Source organism: Streptomyces sp. BA2 (genome assembly GCF_009769735.1).
Classification (GTDB): Bacteria; Actinomycetota; Actinomycetes; order Streptomycetales; family Streptomycetaceae; genus Streptomyces.
In genome coordinates this window covers 647,656-664,995 of the sequence record NZ_WSRO01000002.1, presented here as the reverse complement: position 1 = coordinate 664,995, position 17,340 = coordinate 647,656, and the positions used below count along the sequence as shown (strand labels likewise).

16 protein-coding genes are annotated in these 17,340 nt (G+C 68.7%); 11 read left to right on the top strand and 5 right to left on the bottom strand.

Annotated elements, in window-relative coordinates; translation table 11 throughout:
- Window positions 1-39: 39 nt before the first annotated feature.
- The 3 genes from E5671_RS05735 to E5671_RS47720 all read right to left on the bottom strand — a co-directional run bounded on the left by E5671_RS05735 (window position 40) and on the right by E5671_RS47720 (window position 1,852).
- A complete protein-coding gene (locus E5671_RS05735; RefSeq protein WP_160502749.1) occupies window positions 40-816 on the bottom strand; it encodes an ABC transporter ATP-binding protein in 777 nt (258 codons plus the stop codon).
- The gene (locus E5671_RS05730; protein WP_160502748.1) at window positions 789-1,649 is read right to left on the bottom strand and encodes an ABC transporter permease; all 861 of its coding nucleotides are present in this window, start codon (window positions 1,647-1,649) and stop codon (window positions 789-791) included. The genes E5671_RS05735 and E5671_RS05730 overlap by 28 nt, the downstream gene beginning before the upstream one ends.
- Window positions 1,650-1,768: 119 nt before the next feature.
- The gene (locus E5671_RS47720; protein WP_356129427.1) at window positions 1,769-1,852 is read right to left on the bottom strand and encodes a putative leader peptide; all 84 of its coding nucleotides are present in this window, start codon (window positions 1,850-1,852) and stop codon (window positions 1,769-1,771) included.
- A gap of 101 nt (window positions 1,853-1,953) precedes the next feature.
- Between E5671_RS47720 and E5671_RS05725 the strand changes: the two genes are divergently transcribed.
- From E5671_RS05725 to E5671_RS05685, 10 genes are all read left to right on the top strand, one after another.
- A complete protein-coding gene (locus E5671_RS05725; protein WP_160502747.1) occupies window positions 1,954-2,382 on the top strand; it encodes a secondary thiamine-phosphate synthase enzyme YjbQ in 429 nt (142 codons plus the stop codon).
- 108 nt (window positions 2,383-2,490) lie between these two features.
- Complete coding sequence (locus E5671_RS05720; protein WP_160502746.1) at window positions 2,491-6,249, top strand: hypothetical protein; 3,759 nt, start codon at window positions 2,491-2,493, stop codon at window positions 6,247-6,249.
- Between the two features lie 154 nt (window positions 6,250-6,403).
- The gene (locus tag E5671_RS05715) at window positions 6,404-8,668 is read left to right on the top strand and encodes a penicillin acylase family protein (protein ID WP_160502745.1); all 2,265 of its coding nucleotides are present in this window, start codon (window positions 6,404-6,406) and stop codon (window positions 8,666-8,668) included.
- A gap of 94 nt (window positions 8,669-8,762) precedes the next feature.
- A complete protein-coding gene (locus E5671_RS05710; protein ID WP_237330110.1) occupies window positions 8,763-10,421 on the top strand; it encodes an MFS transporter in 1,659 nt (552 codons plus the stop codon).
- Window positions 10,422-10,666: 245 nt separating this feature from the next.
- Entirely contained in the window at window positions 10,667-11,152 is a 486-nt protein-coding gene (locus E5671_RS05705) for a MarR family winged helix-turn-helix transcriptional regulator (RefSeq protein ID WP_160502744.1), read from the top strand.
- A 189-nt stretch (window positions 11,153-11,341) separates the two neighbouring features.
- Window positions 11,342-12,370, top strand: coding sequence for an AvrD family protein (locus E5671_RS05700; RefSeq protein WP_160502743.1), 1,029 nt, complete (start codon window positions 11,342-11,344; stop codon window positions 12,368-12,370).
- Window positions 12,371-12,454: 84 nt separating this feature from the next.
- Window positions 12,455-13,045, top strand: a complete 591-nt coding sequence (locus E5671_RS05695) for a hypothetical protein (RefSeq protein ID WP_202121023.1) — start codon at window positions 12,455-12,457, stop codon at window positions 13,043-13,045.
- A 3-nt stretch (window positions 13,046-13,048) separates the two neighbouring features.
- A complete protein-coding gene (locus tag E5671_RS45300; protein ID WP_202121022.1) occupies window positions 13,049-13,198 on the top strand; it encodes a hypothetical protein in 150 nt (49 codons plus the stop codon).
- Complete coding sequence (fabG, locus tag E5671_RS05690) at window positions 13,198-13,902, top strand: 3-oxoacyl-ACP reductase FabG (protein WP_160510004.1); 705 nt, start codon at window positions 13,198-13,200, stop codon at window positions 13,900-13,902. The genes E5671_RS45300 and fabG overlap by 1 nt, the downstream gene beginning before the upstream one ends.
- A gap of 59 nt (window positions 13,903-13,961) precedes the next feature.
- Window positions 13,962-14,753 carry an AAA family ATPase gene (locus E5671_RS05685; protein ID WP_160502742.1) on the top strand — a complete coding sequence of 264 codons (792 nt, stop codon included), beginning with the start codon at window positions 13,962-13,964 and terminating at the stop codon, window positions 14,751-14,753.
- Window positions 14,754-14,771: 18 nt separating this feature from the next.
- Here the strand turns inward: E5671_RS05685 and E5671_RS05680 are convergent, their stop codons facing one another.
- A complete protein-coding gene (locus E5671_RS05680; protein WP_237330457.1) occupies window positions 14,772-15,326 on the bottom strand; it encodes a tetratricopeptide repeat protein in 555 nt (184 codons plus the stop codon).
- 171 nt (window positions 15,327-15,497) lie between these two features.
- On the opposite strand from E5671_RS05680, the gene E5671_RS05675 reads away from it, so the two are divergent.
- Window positions 15,498-15,932 (top strand): iron chaperone, encoded by a 435-nt coding sequence (locus E5671_RS05675; RefSeq protein WP_443032775.1) that lies wholly within the window; start codon window positions 15,498-15,500, stop codon window positions 15,930-15,932.
- A gap of 10 nt (window positions 15,933-15,942) precedes the next feature.
- On the opposite strand, the gene E5671_RS05670 is transcribed toward E5671_RS05675, so the two are convergent.
- Entirely contained in the window at window positions 15,943-17,115 is a 1,173-nt protein-coding gene (locus E5671_RS05670) for a family 2 encapsulin nanocompartment cargo protein terpene cyclase (RefSeq protein ID WP_160502741.1), read from the bottom strand.
- Window positions 17,116-17,340 lie beyond the last annotated feature (225 nt).

Genomic DNA, 17,340 nt, shown 5'->3' with positions numbered 1-17,340 from the left:
GCTGTTCACGGGGGAAGGGGGAAGGGGGATGCGGGAGGTTCATGCCGCGGCAGCGGCTTCCGCGGAGTGGGGCGCGTCGACGCCCAGGCGCTGCAGAAGCTCGGTACGCAGTTCGGCGAAGCGCGGATCGGAGATGCCGCGCGGCCGGTCCAGATCGATCTCGGTCTCGTACGCGATGACCCCGTCGTCCATGACGAGCACCCGGTCGGCGAGGAGCACGGCTTCCTCGACGTCGTGCGTGACGAGCAGGACGGCGCAGCCGCGCCGCTGCCACAGTTCGTCGACGAGACGCTGGGCCTTGATGCGGGTGAGCGCGTCGAGGGCGCCGAACGGCTCGTCGAGCAGCAGCAGATCGGGCTCGCGCACCAGGGCTCGGGCCAGTGAGGCGCGCTGAGCCTCGCCGCCGGAGAGCGTCTTGGGCCAGGCGTTCGTACGGTGCTTGAGCCCGACCTCCTCCAACGCCCTTTCGGCTGCACCGCGTTCGGGCTTTCCCTTCAGCCCCAGCAGGACGTTGCGCCACACGCGCTTCCAGGGCATGAGCCGGGGCGCCTGGAACGCGACGGCCTTGCGGCGCGGCACGAGGACCGTTCCCTCGATGTCCCGGTCGAGCCCGGCGAGGATGCGCAACAGGGTCGACTTGCCGCAGCCGCTGCGCCCGAGCAGCGCCACGAACTCACCCGGCCGCACGTCGAGGTCGAGGTGATCGATGACGGCACGCCCGTCGAAGGAGCGGGTGAGACCTTCGACGCGTACGGCCGAAGTGGCCTGTGTCGTCAGGGCGTTGGGGGTCACCGGCCGGTGAACGTCGGTCGCCATTGCAGCAGCAGCCTTTCGAGGGTGCGGACGATGAAGTCGGCGATGAGGCCGAGGAAGGCGTAGACGATCAGGCAGACGACGATCACGTCGGTCCGCAGGAAGTCACGCGCCTGGACCATCAGGAAGCCGATCCCGGAGTCCGCGTTGATCTGTTCGGCGAAGACGAGGGCGAGCCAGGCGATGCCCAGGGAGTACCGCAGCCCGGTCATCGCACCCGGCAGCGCGCCCGGCAGGATGACGTGCCGCACGAGCCCCCACCGCGAGAGCCCGAGGGACTCACCGGCCTCGATGAGCTGCGAGTCGACCCCGCGGATGCCCGCGTACACGTTCAGATAGAGCGGGAAGGAGACGCCCAGCGTGATGATGGCGACCTTGGGCGCCTCACCGATGCCGAACCAGATGATGAACAGCGGGATGAGCCCGACGAACGGCACGGTACGGAGCATCTGCACGCTCGCGTCGACGAGATCCTCGCCGACGCGGAAGAGCCCGGAGACGAGCGCGAGCGAGGTCCCGACGAGGGTGCCGAGCAGCAGTCCCACCGCGACACGCTGCAGGGAGACCCCCATGGCGGAGGTCAGCGAACCGTCGCCGAGGAGATCGCGGGCCACGCCGGCGATGGTCCCCGGCGAGGCGAGGATGTCTTGGGTCAACACCCCTGTGGAGCTGAGGAGTTGCCACAGGGCGAGGAGCGCGAGGGGGCCGGATGTGCGGCGCAGCCAGCGGGGGACGCGGGCGCGGCGGGTGGACGACGGGACGATGGGGGCGAGGTCAAGTTCTGATATTACCGAAATGTCGGGTACGGAATCCGGCGGGGCATGGCTGATGCTCATGGGTCTCCACGGCAGGAGGGAGGGATGCCCGAATGGCCTACGCGCGGGATGGCGAGATCAACCGCGCGAGGGCAGCAGGGCAGAGAAGTGCGAGGGGGGAGAAGCTGGCTGAGGGGGCGTCAGCGGCCGCGACGACACGCGGCGGAAGCCACCCGCAGCAGGTCGATGTGACCGCGCGTGGTGAGCAGAGCTGAACGCGACATGCCGCAGAACGTAGCCAGATCGTCCGCGCACGGTCAATGTCGTCTCGAAAGGCGGACGCCGTATATCAGTGAATGGGAACGCCGTGAGGGAAGATGGACCCATGCCCGATGCTTTCACCACACGTGTCCTGAACGTCACCACCGGCTCGGCGGAGAAGGTCTTCGACCTCACCGACGACATCCAGAGCTTCCTGAGCGAGGCGGCGGCCGGCCGTGACGGCCTGCTCAACGTCTTCGTCCCCCACGCGACTGCCGGCATCGCGATCCTGGAGACGGGCGCGGGCAGCGACAACGACTTGCTGGCCGCGCTGCACACCCTGCTCCCCGCCGACGACCGCTGGCAGCACCGCCACGGCAGCCCCGGCCACGGCCGCGACCACGTCCTGCCGGCGCTGGTGCCGCCGCACGCGACGTTGCCGGTGGTGGGCGGCCGCCTGGAGTTGGGGACGTGGCAGTCGGTGTGCCTGGTCGATACGAACCGGGATAATCCGGAGCGAAAGGTGCGCCTCACCTTCCTCGCGGGCTCCTGAGCTCCTCGCCGAGCGCGGGGTGGTGTGCCGCCGGGCGCCTGCTCGGTGCTGCTGGCCATTGCCGCAAGTCCTGTACGACAGAAGCGAGTTGGCTATACGAATGATGCTGTGCACTCACTGCGTCGGCGCGACAACTGGTGGTCACTGACGGTTCGGCTGCTGATCCACCTGCTTCCCGGCGTGGCGGTCGGGATCGGGGCCCTGCTCGGACTGGTCTCCGCCGACCGCGTCACACCCGTCATGCTCGTCCTCACGGCTCTGCTGACGGTGAGCGGCATCGCGGTTCCGCCGGCCGTCGACCGGCTTCGGGTGCGGGCCGCGCGGCAGACCGAGGAACAACTCCTCCTCGCGCAAAGGCTGGAGAGCGCGGCCACGGAGCGTGCGGAGCAGCTGCGCGGTCACTTTCGCCCGAGGGGGCGTGGCGTTCTACCATCCAGCCTCAGAGAAGGCACGTACTTCGCGGGCCGGGTGCGGGCCCTGCGCGAGCTGACCGCGTGGATCAACACCGAGGGTCCGGACATCACGCGATCGCGCGTGGTGACCGGGGCACCCGGATCAGGCAAGTCAGCCGTGCTCGGACGGCTGGTGAGCCTGGCCGATGCCCGGCTGCGCGGTGAGACGCCCACCGCACCGGACCAGGCCCTGCCGCGGATCGGCGCCCTCAGCGCCGCCGTACATGTGAGGGGCCGCACGGTTGACGAGGTCGCCGCCGAGATCGCACGGGCGCTGACCATCGACGAGGCAACGGCCGGTGGCCTGCTCGCCAACCTCCGGGAAGACCGGGGACATCGGGCGACCGTGGTGGTCGTGGACGGGGTCGACGAGGCAGCGGACGCCCAGCGACTCATCGTCGATCTGTTGGAACCCCTCGCGGCGGCGGCGGGCAGGACGGGCATACGCCTTCTCGTCGGCACCCGTCCGGGAGGTCAGGACGACCTGTTGCGCCTGTTCGGAGGCTCGGCGCGAGTCATCGACCTGGACGAGGCCCGCTATCTGGACCGGCGTGACATCGCCGAGTACGTCCGCCTCACGTTGCTCGCCGAGAGCGACCCGCAGCTCCCCACGCCCTACCGGCCCTGCCCTGAACTCGCGGCATCGGTCGGCGCCGCTGTGGCAGTTCGCTGCGGCCGCAGTTTCCTGGTGGCACAGCTCACCGCACTGTCCCTCATGGCAGCGAGCGAACCCGTCGACACGAACAGCGCGGGCTGGCAGGAGACGTTTCCCACCACCGTCGGTGCCGCGATGGAACGCTACCTGCATGACGTGCAGCACGGCGGACCGTGGTTGCGCGACCTTCTGATGGTCCTGGCCTGGTCCCAGGGAGACGGCTTCGACGACCCGCGAACCTGGGCGGCCGCGGCCACAGCACTGGGCACCGACACGTACTCGGAACGGGACGTCAACCGGTTGCTCCTGGACACCACGGCGATCGACCTGCTCCACCGCACCGAACGCGGATCGGAAGTCCGGTTCCGACTCTTCCACGAAGCGCTCGGCGAACACCTGCGCCAGCTCAGTGTCCGGCAGCGTCCACCGGTCGAGACCCACCGGCGTCTCACAGAAGTACTTCTCGAGCGCTTGTCACCGACGTCCGGCGACGGGTTGGTCTGGGCCGACGCCGACGCCTACACGCGCACGTACCTGCCCTTCCACGCAGGCCAGGGCCAGGTGCTCGACAGGCTGCTGCGTGATCCGAGTTTCCTGGCCACGATGGATCCCGCCCGCCTGCTGGCAGCCCTGCCGACGGCGTGCACCCCGTCGGGCCGGAGGCTGGCCCGCACCGTCCAGCGAGTCGGACAGCAGCTGCTCGTGGCATCCGAGGACGAGCGTGTCTGCTACCTCGAAATGGCGGCGCGAATGGCCGGCGACGAGGAGTTGGCCGCCTCATTGGCCGCTGCCTTCCCCGCCCGCCCCTGGGCGGTGCGCTGGGCGCACTGGGACGACCTGGCCGCGACTCGCATGCTCGGTCACCACGACGACTACGTCCTCGCCCTCGCCACCGTTGAGCACCCGAGGGGAGCCGTGGTGCTCTCGGCAAGCGCGTGGGCTGTCCAGGCATGGTTCCTCAGGGACGGCAGCCCGTTGGCATCCGGGGTGCATGAACCCGAATCGGCCATCGTCGACATGACGGCGTCAGCGCGGAGTGACGGCATCGCCATCATCACGCTGCATCAGGACGGTCGTCTGCTGCGAACGGTGCCGGGCACTACCGACGGCCCGGGAGTACTCGCGGACCAGCGTGCCCCGCACGGCGTTTGGGCCGTCGTCATCGAGGGCGCCGCCGCAGTCGCGACCGTCAGTGAGGAGCGCGTCATCGAGATCCTGTCCGCCGATGACGGCAGGTCGCTGAATCTTCCCCGCATGGTTCTCGGAGAACAGGAACGAGTACTCACGGTGGGCAATGCGGGCGGACGATGCCTGGCCGTGCTGACCACGGACATGGCCGAGATCAGCACGTGGGACGTTGAGTCCGCCCGGCCGATCGGTGAACCATTCGAAGCCAGACCGGAGATGTCGGCCTGGCGCGCCGACCTGGATGTCTGGAGCGCTTCGGTCGCGGAGCACGAGGGCGGACCAGTCCTGCTTCTGGGGACACAGGCCGGCCGGGTGATCCTATGGGATCCGGTGCGAGGGACGAGGATCGGCGATCCCTATCGCGGTGGAGCCGGCGTATTCTCCACTCTCTTCTCGGGCCGTCACAGCGATCTGTGGTGCTGGGGCGATTGGAACGGGGACGTGTTCATCCGCCGGTCGGCCCAGGGTGAAACAAGGCGGATCGCCGTTCACGACGGCGGGGTGGAGTCCGTGGCGCAGTGTGAAATGGACGGAACCTGCTGGATCATCACGGGCGGGCGTGACGGTGCCGTCCGGGTCTGGGACAGCCGGACGGATGGTCCGGACGCTCCGGCCAACAAGTATCACGGGGTTGTCGCGGGTGCCGGGGAAGTGGAGGGCGATTGCGTCGCGGCGCTCAGCACAGACGGACAGTTCGTGATCTTCACCGCGGACACCGGCGACATCCTCGCGAGACTCGGATCGTCCGCCGAGAGGCGCTACCGGAGCGCGGCGGCCATGCCCGGCGACCCGACGTCCTTCGTCACCTTGGACACGGAAGGGCTCATCGCGCTGCGGCGATTCCCGGACGGTCGGGTGTCGTACGACCGCCGACTCCCGGCGGAGGAGGAATGGGCCCGTATCTCCGTCCTCGGGCGAGAGCGACCGCTGCTGCTCGCCGCCGCCGTCAGCGGTCGGCTCGGCTTCTTCGACCTGGCCTCGGGCGAACCGATCCGGCCACCGCTCCACTGCCACGCCGGAAGATTCGCGGTGGCCCCGCTTCCGGACCAGCCTGACGATGCCCTGCGATTCGTCACATGGGGCTGGCAGGAAGACCAAACGCGCTTGTGGACCGTGACGGGCGAAGACGCACGGTTCGAGGATCTGGCCCTTTCCGGACGTACGGACATCGGCACCCCATTTCGCACCACGGCTGTTTCCTTCGGCCGCTCGGGCCGCGTTGCCGTCGTCGTGGGCGTGGGGTCCTATTCCCGGTTGACCGTCTGGAGCGCCGAAGACGGTACACGTATGACTCAGGCCCAACTTGAGCGCGGGCACTGCATGGAACTGACGGACATCGACATGGCTCAGTACGGCCAGCGATCGATCGCCGTCACCGGTGGTCACACCTGTTCCGTGGCGCTGTGGTCCCTGGAAAGCGGACTGGAGCACCATGTGCGAGTCGGGTCACCCCTGTGGCGAACCAAAGTCCTTGGCCCACGTGGAGTGGTCGTGATCGGATCACGCGGCATCATGGCCATCGAGCTCGGCTCCCGGACATTCGACCGAGTCGTCGGACCTCTCGATGGATGAAGGTCTTCCACTTGCCGGAGTTCGAGGTCTTGTCAGTCTGGCGCCCCATGGATAGGACTGTCCGTGTGGGTGATCACCGGAGCGTGTCCCGCCGCGTAGGCATGCGGGCCTGTCGCGGTGACTTCTCGATTCGCGACGGAAGGCGGAGCAACTCATGAGCCACGCGCAGAACACAGGGGTGAGCCGACGCCGTGTCCTGGGCGGAGCGGTCGGGCTCGCCGCTGTCGCGGCAGGTCTGCCCTCCGGCCCCGCGTTCGGGGCTCCGGAGCAGTCGCTGCCCGACGCGGCACGCTGGCGCAGACACGTGGCGCGGGTGACGATCAGCCGCGATGACTGGGGCGTCGCGCACGTGGTGGGCGAGAGTGACGCCGATGCCGTGTTCGGGATGATGTACGCCCAGGCCGAGGACGACTTCAACCGGATCGAACGCAACTATCTGGTCGCCCTCGGCCGCCTCGCCGAGGCGGAGGGCGAGAGGGCGATCTGGCAGGACCTGCGCCAGCGGCTGTTCCTCGACCCCGAATCCCTCAAGAAGGATTACGCGAAGACCCCGGTCTGGCTGCGCACGTTGATGCGGGCATGGGCGGACGGGCTCAACTACTACCTCGCGACACACCCCGAGGTGCGGCCGAGTGTGCTCGAGCGGTTCGAGCCGTGGATGCCGTTGAGTTTCTCGGAAGGCAGCATCGGCGGCAACATCGAATCGGTGCCGCTCAGTCAGCTCGAAGCCTTCTACGGCAAGCGAGCGGTGCCGATGACCGATGATGAACGGGGGCTGCTGCTGCGCGAACCCACGGGATCCAACGGCATGGCGATCGCGCCGAGTCGTACGCGAAACGGCCGTGCGCTGCTGCTGATCAACCCCCACACCAGCTTCTTCTTCCGTTCTGAGCAGCATGTGACCAGCGGTGAAGGGCTCAATGTCTACGGCGCCGCCACCTGGGGGCAGTTCTTCATCTACCAGGGCTTCAACGCGCACACAGGATGGATGCACACGACGAGTGGCGTCGACAACGTCGACGAGTTCGCCGAGCGGATCGTGACGGGGGCGGACGGCAGCCGCTTCTACCGTTACGGCGACGAGCTGCGTCCCGTGACGACGAAGACGATCACGTTGTCCTGTCGCACCGCGGACGGCAAGCAGGACGAGCGCCGCTTCACCACCTTCGCCACACACCACGGCCCGATCGTTCGTGAGGCGGAGGGCAAGTGGATCGCGTGCGCACTGATGAACAAGCCTCTCGACGCGCTCAAGCAGAGCTTCCTGCGCACCAAGACACGGGATTACGCGGGCTATCTCCGGGTCGCGGGCCTGAGGGCGAACAGCTCGAACAACACACTCTTCGCGGACTCGAAGGGCGACATCGCCTTCCTGATGCCGCAGTTCATGCCGGTGCGTGATGACCGCTTCGACTACCGGAAGCCCGTCGACGGCAGCGATCCGGCGACCGACTGGCGCGGTCTGCACAGCCTCGCGAGCATGCCGCAGGCCGTGAACCCGAAGAACGGCTGGGCTTTCAACACGAACAACTGGCCCTGGACCGCCGCCGGTGCGGACAGCCCCGACGCGGCCGACTACCCGCGCTACTTCGACCAGGCCGGAGAGAACCCGCGCGGGCCGCAGGCGATCCGGGTGCTGTCCGCGCGCGACGACTTCACCCCGCAGACGCTGATAGCGGCTGCCTTCGATCCGTACCTCACCGCCTTCGCACGCTTGGTTCCGGGGCTTGTCGCCGCGTGGGACCAACTGCCCGCGGGCAGCGGCCAGAAGGCGGAGCTTGGCGGGCCGATCGCCCTGCTGCGCGGCTGGAACTACCGCTGGGCCGAGCGGTCGACCGCCACGTCGCTGGCCGTCTTCTGGGGGGAGGCGCTGTGGGCGCTTACCTCTCGGTCGGCTGCGGATGCCGGTTTGTCGGTGTGGGATTACATGGCCGACCGTGCTTCCGATGAGCAGCGGCTCGGGGCGCTGAGGACAGCGGTGGAGCGGCTGACGCGGGACTTCGGCAGCTGGGAGGTGCCGTGGGGCGACATCAACCGCTATCAGCGCAACGACGGCTCGATCGTCCAGGAGTTCAGCGACGACAAGCCGAGCATCCCCGTGCCCTTCACCTCAGCGCGATGGGGCTCACTCGCGTCGTTCGGAGCGATGCGCTACCCCGGAACGAAGCGCTACTACGGCACCAGCGGCAACAGCTTCGTGGCGGTGGTGGAGTTCGGGCCGCGGCTGCGTGCCTGGGCGGTGACGGCGGGAGGCGTCAGCGGGCATCACGACTCGCCGCACTTCGACGACCAGGCTGAACGGTACGCGCAGGGCAACCTGCGGCCCGTCTACTTCTATCCGGAGGACCTCGAGGGGCATGTCGAGCGGAGTTACCGGCCGGGAAGGGCGGTTTCCGGTCGGATCATGGCCGAGACGTGAGAGGGCCGTTGACAGGTTTCCGGGGCCTTCGTAGCTTTCCAAATCGTCGGGAATATCGATGATTTGAGAAGTAGATCATTACGATCTCGGGGGAATGATGTCCGGACGAACGACGACGGTGGGCGGGCGGGGGTGGACCCTGGCCGTGGTGTGTGTGGCCACGTTCATGCTGCTGCTCGACCTGACCGTGGTGAACGTGGCGCTGCCCGACATCAGGGATGCGTTCGACGCGAGTTTCACCTCGCTCCAATGGGTGCTCGACGCGTACGCCCTCGGTCTGGCCGCTGTTCTGCTGACAGCCGGATCGCTGGCCGACCGCCTGGGGCGCAAGCGTGTCTTCAATATCGGCTTCGTCGTGTTCCTGGCGGCTTCGCTCGCCTGCGGCCTCGCGAACGATGCCGTCGTCCTGTCCGTGGCCCGCGGCGTCCAAGGACTCGGGGGAGCGGTCCTGTTCGCCGTAGGGCCCGCGCTGATCGGGCAGGAGTACCAGGGCAAGGACCGGGGCAAGGCCTTCGGCATCTTCGGCGGCGTGGTCGGCCTGTCCATTGCCTTCGGCCCGCTCATCGGGGGCGCGCTCACCGACGGGCTCAGCTGGCGCTGGATCTTCCTGGTGAACATTCCGGTCGGGCTGCTCGCCATGGCCGTGAGCGCGCTGCGGATGCGTGAGTCCCGTGCGGAGTCGGCCCCCGCCGTGGACTGGTGGGGTCTGGTGCTCTTCACCGGCGCGCTGACGCTGCTCGTGCTCGCGCTGCTGCGAGGAGAGGCCGAGGGATGGGGCAGCGTGCCCATCGTCGGCATGTTCGTGGTCTCTGTGGTGCTCCTCGCGGCGTTCGGCGCTGTGGAGAGGCGGCGCGGTGAACGGGCCATGTTCCAGCTGTCGTTGTTCAGGAACAGGACGTTCAACGGAGTGTCGGTGGTGACGCTGCTGTGCGCCGCCGCGACCATGTCCGCGATCTTCCTCCTGGTGTCGTACGTGCAGAACGTCCTTGCGTACTCGCCGTGGGAGACCGGCCTGCGGTTCCTTCCGCTGACCGGGACGCTGTTCGTCGCGGCAGCGATCTCGGGATCGCTGACCACCCGGGTGCCGCAGCGCCTGCTGATGGGAACGTCCCTCGCGCTCATCGCGCTCGGGCTTTCGCTGGTCGCGCTCACCGGGCCGGACACGTCCTGGACGGCGCTGCTGCCGAGCATGTTCGGGATCGGCCTTGGCATGGGTCTCTTCAATCCGCCGCGCGCGTCGCTGTCCATCGCCGTCGTGGAACCGTCCAAGGCGGGCATGGCCTCGGGGATCAACGAGACGTTCCAGCAGGTGGGCGTCGCCATCGGTATCGCGGGCTTCGGCGCGGCGTTCCAGGGCAGGGTGGCCGACCTGTTCGCGCAGTCCGAAGCCGGTCGCCAACTGGGCTCCTCCGCGCATGAGTTCGGCGAGGCCGTCGCGGCGGGCGGCGGCGCGGAGGCCGCCGGGCGCGCGCCCTCGGGGATGGGCCCCGCACTCGAAGCGGCGGCCCGCACCGCCTTCGTGGACGGGCTGACCGATGTGATGTTCGTGTGCGCGGTCGTCGCCGCCGTCGGCGCGCTCGTGGGATTCGTCTTCATCCGCACACGCGACCTGCACGAGAGCGCCCGGGGCGAGACCGTGCAGATCGGCACCCGGACTGTGGTGAACGGCCTGGACGCACAAGGGCTCTTGGGGGACGAGAGCGCCGGAGCGCCGGTCGTGGCCCAGTCGGTGCGAGCCGGGGGAGATGGGTAGCCCGGTCGGAGACCGACCGGGCTACCCGCCCCGACCGGACGCGGCACTGTGAGTGGCACCGGCCTTGGAGGCCGGTGCCACCGCCAGTACCCTTGGGGTGATCGACGATCGGCACGGGGGATGTTCGGCACCACCGAGCAACAGCATCCCTGGGCCGGTCATTTTCCGAGATCTCAGCAGCTCTCGCAGCTCTCGCAGCTCTCAGCGGCGCTCAACAGCGCCCAGCAGCAAAGGGGACGGCCCGGATGGCAGAGGCGACGCCCACCCCGGCGCAACCCGCCGCGCTCGACTTCCCCCTCGTCCGCAGGACCGGCTATCTGCTGAACAAGGCGGGATCGATCCTGATGGAGGACGCGGAGCGGGTGCTCATGGCGCAGGGCATGCGCCTGCGCTATTTCTATGTCCTCGCGGCGCTGGAAAGTGATCTGAGCCTGTCTCAGCAGGATCTGAGCAGACTCCTCCATCTCGACCCGACGACCATGGTGGCGCTGATCGACGAGATGGAGCGGGCCGGCCATGTGGAGCGGCGGCGCAATCCGTCGGACCGCAGGCGCTACATCCTGCGCCTCACCGAAGGCGGCCGCGAGGCACTCGAGCGCGCCGGGCGCGCCGTCGACGCCGTGGAGCAGGACTTTCTCTCCGCCGTGCCCGCGGAGGACCGCGACCGGCTGCGGGCGCTGCTCGGCGATCTGCTCGCCGACCGCTGGCCGCGCGTGATCGCCTGCGAGTGATGTCCGGCCGAATTCAGTAATTGATCCGGTGAAACTGGAATTAAAGAATCCCTATTTGAGGTTTCCTTTGGGTGGATCTGTGGAGGCCGTCACAGATTCCATTAACTAATTGCTTCCCCCTGGCGTGCTGGATAGTGTTTTTTCTGTCCGGGCCGCTCGGCCCGCGACACGGGGGAAGGTAAACGGGGAATGAGCAACAAGGAATTATTATACGGATCTCTGGACAGCTGCCTCGGACCTGGCAGCTCCCGCTTTTTCGGAAGCGGATACAAACGCGTCACTCAAGGCCTCAAAAACATCACCACCGACGGGTCCGCCGAACCGGGTGCGCTCGTCACCGCGCGGGGCACGCTCACCTATCCGCGCGACTGGTCCCGCAAGACGGGCGCCGGTGAGCTGCGACCGCATCTGAGCAGCATCGACGCACTGGTGCTCGCCGCGAACCTGGCGGAGACACACCTCGCCCGGGCCTTCGGGCTCGGCGCCGCCGAGCGGCGCAGGATCTGGGTGCGCCGAGCCGACGTACGGGCCGGCAGCACGCCCCACGAAGACCTCGCGGACTTTCCCGTGCACGGCAGGCTGGTCGCCGTCGATGGTCCGACCGGGGAAGACCCCATGCTGGCCAGCACGTTCGACTGCCGGGTCGGGCGCCTGAAAGTGCGCTGCACGCTCGTGCACGAACAGGGTGACAGGGCGGGGACACCGGTCACGTACTCCGACGAGAAGCAGGCACTGGGGCCGGCGCGAGCCCGCCACTACGGCGCGGGCTACAAGCAGCGCGACCAGTACGCCGAGCAGGTCCGCGTCGACCTCGACCGGCAGGAGATCCGGGGGCTGCAGCGCGTCGTGGCGACGGACGGGGATGCGCACACAAACGGGGATGCGCATACGTACGGAGCGGAAGCGGCTTACGGGCCGTCGGTCTCCCTGGTCGACGCGCTCGTGGGTGTGGCCCAGCTGGCCCAGGTCCTGCTCTACGCACAGGACGGTCTTTCCCGCGGCAACACCGACACGCTCTGGATGAGGCGCTTCGTCATCGGCGCGGGCACACCGGTGCGCCCCCTGGGGCACAGCTTCACCCCGACCGTGAGCACCGCCGGCTCCCGGCTCCTCTCCATGGGCGAAGCCCGCTGGCGCACCGCGGAACTGGCGGTGGACGACTTCGCGGGGATCGACGGCCGTTGCTGGCTGGCGCACCGCCTGCCCGCCGCCGCGTAATCGAACGGCAGAATTTCGCTTTCGATATTCGCACTCAATTCGCACCAGAGTTACACGCAAGAAACGCAACGGGGGAAATAGATCATGCGTTTTACGCCCACGCTCCGATTAGGAGACGTGCTCGTCGTACTCGAAGGGCCGGCCCGCATGCTCTGGGAAGAGCGCGCTTCAGGGTACGAAACGAAGCAATGGACACCGAAGGGAATATGGCCGGACGCGGAACAGCGTGCCGAGGTGCGCGAGCACCTGGACGGGGAACGGCCGCTGCTCGTCCTGCTCGACGAAGCCCGATGCCGCGTCCCCATGCTCCGCGAGGAATGGCAGGCCGCGCCCTGCCGACTGCTGCGCGACCATCTGGACGCCGGCTGCGAAGACCCCGCGGACGATGAGGTCGTCGAGGTCAGCCTGCCGTTTCTCGACTGGCTGCCCGAGGCACACAGGGAGCGCGCAGCGCGCTTCCTCGCGGAGAGCGACGCGGAACTGTCCTGTACGCCGATGGCGTTCCTGCCGCCACTGATGACCGAGAAACGGCACGAGGGAGTGCCGCTGAGCCCGCGCTTCGCCCGGCGGCTGCTGCCGAACGCGCTGACCGGGGACCGCCTCGCCGCAGCCGTCGAGCACCTGTTCGCCGATGCGTCGCAGTACTGCGCGGCGGCGACCGGCTCGGCGAGGTGACCCATGAACCCGCTGAACCCGCTCCCCAGCCTGGGGGAGATCGGCCTCCGGATCGTCGCGACAGCCACGCGGAATCTGGCGCTCACCGGCCGGCGGACGGCGGAGGTCCGCAGCCGACAGGCGGAGGACGCCATCGCCCCGAGGAGGCACTGATGGGACGTTCGGTCATGGTCACCGGCGGCAACCGCGGCATCGGGCTCGCCGTGGCGACCGCCCTGGCGGCAGACGGCGACCGCGTCGCCGTCACCCACCGGGACACCGCACCGCCCGACGGACTGCTCGGCGTCCGCGCCGAGATGACGGACTCCGGAAGCATCGATGCCGCTTTCAAGGAGGTCGAGGCCGCACACGGGCCGGTCGAAGTGCTCGTCGTCAACGCGGGCATCACGCGCGACGCCCTGATGCTGCGCATGGACGAGCAGGACTTCACGGACGTGGTCGACGTCAACCTGCACGGCGCCTTCCGTGCCGTGCGACGTGCCGTGCGCGGCATGGTGCGGGCGCGCTGGGGGCGGATCGTCCTGATCTCCTCCATGACCTTCGCGTACGGAGCACCGGGTCAGGTCAACTACGCGGCCGCCAAGGCCGGAATGCTCGGCATGGCCCGCTCCCTCGCCTGGGAACTCGGCCCCCGGAACATCACGGTCAACGTCGTCGCACCAGGCCTGATCGACACGGCCATGAGCCGCGCGATCACTGATCAGCGACGCGAACACCTGCTGTCCGTCACTCCGCTCGGGCACGTCGGCGAAGCGTCTGATGTCGCCGCCGCCGTGCGCTATCTCGCCGGCGAATCGGGCCGCTACGTCACCGGAGCGGTTCTGCCGGTCAGCGGAGGCCTGGGCCTGGGCGTCTGACCACATCACCCCACGCCCCGGCTCCGGCCGGGGCACCCACGACGGGAAGAGAGCACACCATGGGGAACACAAGCACCCCCATACCGCACAGCGGTCTGCACCTGGCGATCTCCGGAACGTACTCCAGCGGCAAGAGCACCACGACCGAGACGCTGTCGATGGCGACGGGCATCCCCCGTACGCACGCGATGACGTCCCGGGAGATCCTCGTGGACCTCGTTCCGGGCAAACAGGTCCAGGAACTCAGCGCGATGGAACTGACGATGCTCGGGCTGCGCCGGCTCGAGGAACGGATCCACCACGAGGCGGGCCAGGGGCCGTTCATCTCGGACGGCTCCGTGATCCATGAGTGGATCTACGGCGAGGCCCGCATGCGGGTCGGCATCAACCCCGGGGCGAACCTGTTCCTGCGGGCGGTGAAGAACATCGCCGGGCTCCCGGTGAAGCGGTTCTACCGCCAGTACATGGATGCCTACGGCGCGGTCGCCAAGGCCCGCGCCAAGCGGATCTACGACGCCTATGTGCACCTGCCGGTCGAGTTCGAGATGAAGGCCGACGGCCACCGGCCGGTCTCCGAGACGTTCCGGAAGATGTCCGACGATCTGCTGATCGAGACCCTGGAGGAGCTGGAGATCCCCTACCACGTGGTGGGCGGCAGCGTCCGCGAACGCGTGGAGCGGATCGTCGAGATCTTCGGCCTGCCCCTGGTGATGCCGCTCGACGAAGCGATCGAACGGGCCGGCGCGAAGGTGCGCAGGGCCGCCGAGGTCCTGGAACAGGACGCCCGCTTCCACGAGGCCCAGCGGGCGAAGTCCCTGCGGCGGCGCGTCTCGTACGCGGTGCGCTTCTGACGGCGGCGGGGCTCGACATCACGCGTCGAGCTCCCGCAGGACGGCCCGGCCCGCCGCGCGGTGTTCGGCGGCCGTGGCCGGGGCCGTTGCGTCGAGGACGGTCGCGATTCCCTCGTGGGCCAGCGCTTCCTCGTTGCGGTACCCCAGCACCGGGGCGAGTTCGAGAGCCTGGCGGTGCAGGCGCAGGGCCTCCTCGGGCAGGCCCGCGAGGCGGCAGGTCTCGGCGTAGCCGTTGAGGAAGTGGATCTTCCAGTGTTCCTCGAAGAGCTCGTCGAGCAGCGCGAACGCCTGCCGGTGGCTGGCCAGTGCCTCTTCGTAGCGCCCCATGCGCCGCAGCGCGACACCCAGGCAGTTGAGACACCACGCCTCGTTGTGGAGGTGCCCGTCCTCGCGGGCCAGCGCCAATGCCTGGTGCAGGTGCTCCGCCGCCTCGTCGGGCTCCTCGTGGGCGATGGCCACGCCGAGGGTGATCCGAGCCGTCAGCGTGGGCGGCGACGCGGGGTCGGCGTGGGGGATGCCGAGGACCTCACGCGCCCGCTGCGCCGCCTCCTCGCGGTGTCCCAGCTGGAGCATCGCCCAGGCCTCCGACGCTGCCGCACTGGCCTTGCCCGTCGGGCAGCCGGCCTGCTCGTACAACTTCCCTGCCAGCCTGAAGAGTTCGAGCGGCTCCTCGACATACCCCTCGTCCCACTTCAGATAGCCGCGCCGCAGGGTCAGTTCGGCTTCCGACCCCAAGTCCCCCGCCTGGGACAACCGCGGCCGTGCCGCCTCGTACGAGGCGGCGGCCTCCGCCATGCGGCCCGCGTTGTAGCGCGCGAAGCCCAGGTCACTGTGCGCGTCGGCCAGTTGGTGCGGGTCGCCGCCGTCGTCGCGAAGATCGCCGAGATGCAGGAATCGGACCGCGTCATGGCCGAGCGGATCCATGCCGTGATCAAGGAGAGCGTGCCGGAGCTGTCGCCGAAGCTCTGGTACGGGATGCCCTCGTACGCCAAGGACGGCAAGGTCGTCTGCTTCTTCCAGAGCGCGCAGAAGTTCAGCGCGAGGTACGCGACGTTCGGCTTCAGCGACAAGGCGAACCTCGACGACGGCGCCATGTGGCCGGCCTCGTACGCCCTGACGGAGCTGACCTCCGAGGGCGAGGCGCGGATCGCGGCGCTCGTGCGGAACGCGGTGAGCTGAGCTGGTCGCGTCAGGGCGAAGTCGCGTACCGCGTGCCGACATTCCCCGCGTGCCATTCGTGGTTGCCGCCGACCCAGTTCGACAGGCCCGTCATGAAGCGGGCGACGAGTGGGTCGGTGGTCGAGAGCGCGGCGGCCTGCTCCTCGAAGAGGTGGACGACGTCGTTGTGGACCTCGATCGCCTTCTGGAAGGCCTCCTCGATGGAACACTTCTCCTCGGCGGCGATCACGGTCGGCAGGCTGTAGTGGAAGCGTTCGCTCTGCTGCTCCTTGCGCACCGAGTAGAGGTCGTTGCAGAGGGTCGCGGCGTTCGAGGACAGGGCGACGGCGCGCTGTACGGCGGGCTCGGCGAAGAGGTGGGCGGGCAGCTCGTAGCCGCCGACGGCGTCGGTGATGGTCAGACACGGACGGAAGCTGTTGAACTGCCGCTGCACCAGGTACTCCCACACCGCCGGTGTGCGGCGCTGGGTGATGCAGTCGCCCTCGGCGTTGTAGCCGAGGTAGAGACCGGCGATGTCGTGCCGGTAGCGGTGTGCCTGGGCCGGGGTGGCAAGGACCCGGAAGTGGTCCATGGCCGACCGCATCGAGCGCAGGGCCGGGTGGGATTCCACTCCGGACCGCCAATCGGCTTCGTAGCGCGGTGTGTTGTGAGCCGGGTCTATCGCGGACTGGGCGACCGCGAGTGCCGCGCCGCGCCGGTCCGCGTGGCCGCCGTACTCCGCTTCGCAGAAGTAGTCGTCCACGGCGTTCTCGCCGACCAGCAGGCGTGCCGCGGCCATGAGGTGCTCGATGCCCGGTGCGTCCGGGTGGCACAGGACCACCGACCGCCCCGGGTCGAAGCCGACGAGCGCCTCCCGGTGCTCGGTGCCCGGGTAGAGGCCCACCTCCTGCTCGGCCCACTCGACGAGCCGGTGGTTGATCTCGTCGGCGAGCGCGCGGTCGTCCCGTACGGCCGGCGGGCAGTAGAGGCCCTCGATCCGTCGAGAGGACGGCTCAGGCGCCGAGCGGGTCTCCGATGGAGGTTCCGCGTCCGGTTCCGTGTCCGGTTCCGTGACCGGTGCGAGGCGCAGGGAGCCGGTCCCGAGACCGGAAGGGCCAGAGAGTATCCGCGCCAGCAGCCGGGGTGAGGGAAGAGCCTGAGTGGGTCCGTCAGTCGTACGCGTTCCGGGAATGGGCGCCTTCATCCGCAACTCCGTCCACGGGAGAATCGGCTCGACTCGGTCCTCAAGGGCTTCTCGGTCGTCGACGCAGGGATAGCACGGCACTCGGGGCGCAACAAGGCGGCTCGCTCGATTCCGGCCGTCCTCGGACGCGGAGGCTGCCGCTCCCACAGCGGATCACAGGCTGTTTGTGCAGCGTATCCGGGAAGTGAGGACTCTGGCGCAAACGCGTGGTGTGGGCCTGGGGCC